General features: G+C 58.0%; 1 protein-coding gene. It reads right to left on the reverse strand.

Going from position 1 to position 757, the window contains the following annotated elements:
- On the reverse strand, positions 1-609 hold a 609-nt coding region (locus WMO66_RS14305; protein WP_349137028.1), incomplete at its 3' end, for an FtsK/SpoIIIE domain-containing protein.
- Positions 610-757: the final 148 nt, after the last annotated feature.

Raw genomic sequence — 757 nt, forward strand, 5'->3', positions numbered from 1 at the left:
GCAAACGATGCAGTAGCAGCCAGCCGATGCACCCATAGTGGCAGCGATGCGCAATAGGTTGTCGAATTCATCCCGCTGCTTTTTGTCGGTCAGCATGGCTCGGCAACTCACGTATTCATCGATGAAGAGCAGGGATATATGCATGCCCACATCCCACCACCGCACAGCTTCGCCGCGCTCCTCTGACAGCTCGTTCAGGTAGTTTTGCCGACGTATGCGCAGGTCATTAAACGATCTCATAGCCTCGATGACTGGGGCCATATCGCCCTCGATGGTGGGGGCCGCCGCACCTGGAAGCGTGGACAGCTCGGCGCGCTTGGGGTCGATGATAGCAACGCGCGAGCCGTGATCATCGGCACCATGGGCCAGTACCTGCAAAAGCATGGCGATAATGCCGTAGGTCTTTCCAGAGCGGGTGCGACCAGCCACTAAGATGCTCTGGGAGGTGCGCAGGTCGATGGATGTACGCTGATCTACCTTAATCAGATAGGGGGATTCGGCGCACAGATCGGCCACGGTCTCGGCCCGTATGCTCCAATCTGCGTCCGCATCTTCAATAGTAAGGTCAACGAAAGACCCTGCCTCATCGGCACAATGAGAAGCGATCATATAACGAGCGTAGCGGCCCGATAAGCACGCAGATATAGCCGATATGGCAGTTTCCAGGCGCTCGGGCGTGGTGCCAGCGGCACTAACACGAACGCTATACGTCCCTGGGCCACTCTCGCGGCGGCAAGATACCGTGGGCATCCTCTGC

This window comes from Faecousia intestinalis, assembly GCF_040096185.1.
In the GTDB taxonomy this organism is placed as follows: Bacteria; Bacillota; Clostridia; order Oscillospirales; family Oscillospiraceae; genus JAZOXB01.